The sequence below is a fragment of the Streptacidiphilus neutrinimicus genome, assembly GCF_000787815.1.
GTDB classification, from domain to species: Bacteria; Actinomycetota; Actinomycetes; order Streptomycetales; family Streptomycetaceae; genus Streptacidiphilus; species Streptacidiphilus neutrinimicus.
Genome location: NZ_BBPO01000042.1, coordinates 66343 through 72342, shown reverse-complemented (window position 1 = coordinate 72342; position 6000 = coordinate 66343). Strand labels below are relative to the sequence as shown.

Sequence of the window (6000 nt, the reverse complement as noted above, 5' to 3'; positions counted from 1 at the left end):
TGAAAGGTCCGGTCATCAGTCGCTGACTGCCCCGACGGGCGACCACTCCACAGGCTAGGGAATCGGCGCGGGCTGCACGGCACACTCCCGCTGCGACGAGGTGACAGGGCACCTCCGCTGTGCCTCCCCCGACCTCCTCTGTGGCTCCCACGCGCCGCCGGAGGTGCACTGGAGATTCGGCGCTGACCAGTAGAAACGCGGAGCAGAATGCCGATCCCAGGCCTGCCGGGGTGCGGTGGAGATCCGCGCGGTCTCCCTCTTCCCATCGTTCTGGCGGGGCCCCGAACGGGGGCCGTTGGCGAGACAGGTGCGGGGCTGTGCGCGCGACAGGATCCAGTCGGGGTTGCCGAAGATGATGTGGGGCAAGGGTCCGCCCTGGTGATCGCCTACCACCACTACTTAAGTGTTCCGTCGCCGCGCAATATGGGCGGCTGAACGGTATGGGCGTCATGCTGGTCGAAGCGCTCCATGACCTCCGCCACGTGGTGAAGCCAGGCCCCGAGCGAAGGCCAGCCAAGGGAGCCCGCGCCGTCGTCATGGGTGCGACCCCGACGTGGTCGTGCCACATGCCGGGGTGTGAAGCGATGACGTAGGGCCTGACGCTGTCACCTGCGAAGGGCCCCTAGTCGTCGCCCCACCAGGGGCTTCCTCCCTCTCCGGCTCGTCCCGGTCCCAGTTCTCCAAGCGCATGTGGTGCGCGGCGACGATCTCGTCGGCCGGGAAGAGCTGACTGCACGGCAGAGCACTGCCGAAGCCGTCCCCTCCGTTGTGACACATCAGCGACTCGCGCAGGTCTGTGGGCAGCGGCATCCCGATGAGAGATTCCGTACGCGCGATGGCCTCGCTCGTGGCTGGCGAGCGCAGCCCGCGAGACAGGCCGGCGCACGCTCTGCCGCCACGTGTCGATCCGCCGCCACGACTCGGAGATGGGCGGGATCCATGGGTCGACGGCGTTCTTCGGCAGCTCGATCACGCGCCGATGATGACATGCAGCACCGACGCAGGGGCTTCGCTTCTCTCAGGTGCAAAGCCAGCTCTGCGGTGGGTATCGATCTTCGTCCGGTGGATTTAGTTCAGGAGGGTTCGACGGGGGATCCGCCCGGTTGCCACGTGCTGAACGGGGGCAGTTGTGCGACGTCCGAGCCGATGGCGGCGAGGGAGGCGGCGAGATCCTGCTGGAGCGCGTGGCAGAGGGCGAGCAGCTGCGTGCGCGAGGTGGTCTCCGTCGGGGGGTTCGGTACCCAGGAGGTGCGGGAGGCGCAGTCGATTTCGACTGTGTCAGGGCTCGGGAAGCGGAAGGTCAGGGTGCGTTCGACCCCTTGGGGGTAGAGGTCGAGTTCGAATTCCTTGCGCCCGTGCAGGGCCTCGACGAGCTCGGGGAGGCTCTCGACGAAGGACGACATGTCGTAGGAGATGTCGAATCCCCAGTCCTGTGTGCCGAAGCCTCCGATGTGGAAGGCGGTGTCGGTCTGGGCGAGGTCCGTGCAGGCGCGCATGGCCAGGTAGTCGTAGTCGGAAGGGTCCTCCAACGGGCCTTGATCCTCCAGGTAGTCGGCGTCGAGTCGGGTCTGGGTGGGCCTGGTCAGGTGGAAGGTGAAGGTCATCTGTGAGCCTTTCGGGGTGGGACGGCGCTGTGTGTCTATGGTGCTGTCTTGCTGGTGGGGTAGCCGCTCTTGATGAGGCCTCCCGGGCTCGGTACGACGATGGCGTGGAGTACGGGTACCACGGTTCCGTCCTCGGAGACCTCGACGCCCAGTCCTTCCGGGATGTCGATGACGTAGGCGTCGGTAGCTTTGGTGAGGCCGGGTCGGTAGTTGGCTCGCATGACCTCGGCCGCCTTGGCGTCGTCGAGCCACCTGCCCTGCGGACCGCCCTTGTTCCGGGCCCGGTCCGCCATCTGCTGGATGGTCTTCTTCTGGCCGTGGTCCTTGAAGGCGTGGCCGAAGGTCTTCACGCTCTTCGGCGACCAGTTGATCTCCTGCGGTTCGCCGGACCGCTTGTGCGCGGAGAGCCCGAGGGGATCGATCCACAGCAGCGGATTGGGCACGTATGCCTGGGGATTGGGGCCGGGCAGCAGGCCGAGCGGATCGGGGCTGGTGTAGCGGGCTGTCTCGGGGTCGTAGTAGCGGAACAGGTTGTAGTGGAGGCGGGTCTCCGGGTCGAAGTACTGGCCCGGGAACCGCAGCGGCGTGTAGGCCGTGCTGCTGGCGGGCCACGCTGTGTTGCCCCACAAGGAGGAGCTGGCCCGCCACGCGATCGTCTGGTCGGCGGGGTCCACGAGCTCCGTGGGAGTGCCCACGAGGTCGGTGACGATGGCGAAGAAGCGGCGGTCTACTCGCTCCTGGTCGCCGCTGACGGTCGTGATCGTCTCGGTCTGGCTGAGCGGGGTGAAGCCGTCGTGCTCCCACGTGATCGCGTACGGTCCGGGGAGGTGCGGGGAGACGGTCGTCTGCTCCACCAGCCGGTTCTCGTCCCAGGTGAAGTCGGTGCGCTCGGCGATCGTCCCGTCGCCGGCGAGCCGGAGCTTGGCTGTGCGGCGGCCGAGCGGATCGTAGAGGTAGCGCCAGACGGTGCCGTCCGGTGTGGTGACCTGGACGAGCTGGTCGTCCCCATTCCAGGCGTAGCGCCAGGTGTCGGGCTTGGCGGACAGGCGCTTCACCTGTCGTACGGTCACCCGGCCTGCCGCGTCGTACTCGTAGCGGACCCGCCCGGCCGAGACCAGATCGGTGCCGGCGTGATTCCTGGGCCCCTCGGCCGGACCGTCGGCGGCGGGACGCCATCGGGCGTCCACGAGGTCGCCGGCCTTGTCGTAGGCGTAGTTCTCTGCTCCGTCGGGCCGGTGGACGGTGATGGGCCGGCCGACCGCATCGAGCTCGAAGTGGCGGGTCCCGCTGCGCTGGTCCGCAATCGAGGTCAGGTTGTCGTCAGGCGCCCAGCCGTAGGTGCGCCGCAGCAGCGTCGTAACCGGCGAACCCGTCGCGCCGAGGCTGCCGACAGAGGGCGTGATGCCGGCGACGGTCAGGGTCTGCGCGGTGGGGCGGTCCCGCTCGTCCCAGCTCGTGTCGAGGGTGAGCGCGGCGTCGAAGCGGCGTGTGCACTCACGGCCGACCGGGTCGTAGGAGAAGTCGATGACGTTGTCCTGGGATCGGACGCTGACGAGCATCCCTGCGGCGTCGCGGCTCCACTCGGTGGCGTGCCCGGACGGTGTCGTGCGGCGGGTCCGACGTCCGGCCTGGTCGCGGGTGTGCGTGAGGGTGCGTCCGGCGACGCTCTCGCTGAGCAGGTTTCCCAGTGCGTCGTGGGTGCGGAGCAGACGGTTCTGAGCGTCGGTGGCGCTCACCAGGTTGCCGACGAGGTCGTAGCCGTACACGGCACTGTTGTCGCCGTCCTTGGCGACCAGCTGTCCGAGCACGTCGTAGCGGTAGCTGATGGTCTGGCCCGCCGGGTTGGTTCGGGTGACGATCTGACCGGCCGCGTCGAGGTCATAGCGGGTGGTGCGGCCGTTGTAGTCCGTCTCACCGGTGAGCCGGCCCGCAGCGTCGTACTGGTATGCCCACTGCCGCCCCAGGGCGTCGGTGACGCCCACCAGTTGCATGTCGGCGTCGTGGGTGAAGGCAACGCGTGCCCCGTCGGCGGTCGTGCGCGCCGCCAGGGTCTCGAAGTGGGTGTACTCGAAGGCCGTGGTCCGCCCTGCGGGGTCGGTGTGGCTGAGCAGGTTGCCCTCGCCGTCCCAGGTCCAGGACTCCGTTGCCCCGTCGGGGTGGACGCGGGTGGCGGGCTGTCCCTCCACCGTCCATGTCGTCGTGGTGGTCCGGCCGAGCGCATCCGTGACGCGGCAGGGGCGCCCGAACGCGTCGCGTGCGATGCGGGTCGTCGCCCCGAGGGCGTCGGTGACCTGGACCGGCTGCCCCGCCGCGTCGCAGACCACCGCGGTCGTGGCGCCGTAGGGGTCGGTGACGGACGCGAGATGGCCTTGTTCGTCGTAGGTCCAGCGTGTGACGGCTCCCAGCGGATCGGTGAGCTCGACCCGGTGCCCGTTGTGGTCGAAGCGCTGCTGCCAGGTCCGGCCTCCGGGCTCGGTGATGTGGGTGGGCAGCGGGAGTTCGTCGGCGTAGGCGAGCAGGGTCTGTTCGCCGTCCGGTCGCGTGATGGCGACCAAGTCCCCTTGCTCGTCGTAGACGTAGCGCACGGCACGGCCCAACGCATCGGTCCGGGACAACAACCGGTCGAAGGCGTCGCGCTCGTAGCGGGTGGTGTGGCCGAGCGGGTCGGTGACGGCGGTGATCTGATGGCGGCCGTTGACCTCGTACGCGGTGGTGTGTCCCAGCGCGTTGGTGACTTCGTTGCGGCGCACGCCGGTCTGGGGGTCCGGGCTGCCGTAGCGGAAGGTGAAGTGCAGTGCCCCGTCCGCTCCGCCCTCCTCGACCACCCGTCCGGCGGCGTCGTAGACGTAGTCGTACCGGCTGCCGTTGCGGTCGATCCATGAGGTGACGCGGCCCCAGGCGTCGTTGAGAAAACGCAGGGGCAGTCCGGACGAATTGCGGACCTCGGTCAGCCGTCCGTCCTCGTACCCGTAACCGACCAGCGCCTGGTCACCGCCGTCAGCCGCCGCGCCCGCGAGCCGGATCTCGGCCAGCCGACCATCAGCCACCGACACCAGCAGCCGGTACCCGCCGCTGTGTCGTATCTCCTGCGGCACTCCGTGGCGGTCGTACACCAGGTCGTAATGGTCTCCTCCGCGGCCGCGCACCCGCGTGAGCAGGGCCTCGGAGCCGCCGGGCTGCACGGTGAACTCGCGGGCGATTCCCTCCTTCCGATCCGTCAGCACATAGCCACGCTCGCCGGGCTCAACCTCGAGATCGCGCCTGGCACCGGCGCTCGCCTGCACGCACTCCCCTGGCTCAGGGTGCGGGTAGGCCTGGGTTCGGCCGTCGGCGCCGAGGTGGACGATGCCCTCGTCGTCGATCTCAAGGCGCTCGTCGAACGTGCAGGCCCAGCGACGGCCCATCCAACGGCCGGCCTGGTAGCCCGATTCGAAGCGACGGGTCAACCGCAGCGGCAGGACGCCTGGCAGGGCCGCGTCGACCTGTTCGATGAACATGCGCCCGGTCGCCATGTCCACCGGTTCGCCGCCTTCGCAGATTCCCTCGTCGCCGCGTCCGGCGTCATGCGGGTCCGCGACCTGCTGGCGACCGTCGCCGAGGAGGTTCTCGTCGTTCCCGGGGGCCGGCCGGGGGCCGGGGCCGCCGCCGTCCGGGTGGGGCTCGTGGGGCTCGGTGGTGGCGTGCTCGGCGGACTTGCCCAGGTCCTCGACCGTCTTCGCCTCGTTCTCGGCGGCGTGTTCGGCAACCTGCGTGGTCTTCTCCTCGGTGTCCTTGAGGATGGAGTGGTATGCCTTGCTGAAGTCCTGGGCCAGACCCTGCTCGGCCTTGCGCGCGGCGTCTTCCATGGCGTGCGCGATCTGTCCGCTCACGATCCCACCCCCCGTAGGTCACCCGATTGCCGGTCGGGTCAAGCTATCAAGTCGGCTACCAGGCACGGAGGTCAGGCCAGGCGCCTCGGTGCACAGGCCGGACGTCGATGTTCAGGGCCGCCGCTGAACGACGATCTCGCGGCCGGACGGGTACCGCAGCACGCGGTTCGACAGACACCGTCAGAGGGATGAGGTCGTGTCGTGTGGCGGCCATCGCCCCGTCCGAAGGTCTGAAAGCGACCGCCCTCGCCTGCCTCGAGCCGTAAGACCCCCACTCGGCCGTCGCTCGAAAGCTCTCGATGACCTGACTGAGCAGCCCCGGCCCCCGGACCACGGTCATGGCGCCGACCACACCGGTCAGACGCCGAATGGGTGCATGTGAACCACCACGCCGACCACGCTCCGTCCAGGGGACCGTCCCGAACAACCGCAGCACGACAACAACTTCACACTTTCTCAGCCCACCATCATCCGCCGCCGCTCGTCGGCGTCCAGCTCGTTCGTCCTCGCCCACTCGTCCCTCGCCG

3 protein-coding genes are annotated in these 6000 nt (G+C 69.1%); all 3 read right to left on the bottom strand.

Features of this window, described 5'->3' with window-relative positions:
- Positions 1-534: 534 nt before the first annotated feature.
- Complete coding sequence (locus tag TR48_RS46635; protein ID WP_369405610.1) at positions 535-864, bottom strand: SMI1/KNR4 family protein; 330 nt, start codon at positions 862-864, stop codon at positions 535-537.
- A 209-nt stretch (positions 865-1073) separates the two neighbouring features.
- Complete coding sequence (locus tag TR48_RS24695) at positions 1074-1604, bottom strand: hypothetical protein (RefSeq protein WP_042371018.1); 531 nt, start codon at positions 1602-1604, stop codon at positions 1074-1076.
- Positions 1605-1639: 35 nt separating this feature from the next.
- Positions 1640-5473 carry an RHS repeat-associated core domain-containing protein gene (locus tag TR48_RS24690; protein WP_052442975.1) on the bottom strand — a complete coding sequence of 1278 codons (3834 nt, stop codon included), beginning with the start codon at positions 5471-5473 and terminating at the stop codon, positions 1640-1642.
- Between the last annotated feature and the right edge of the window lie 527 nt (positions 5474-6000).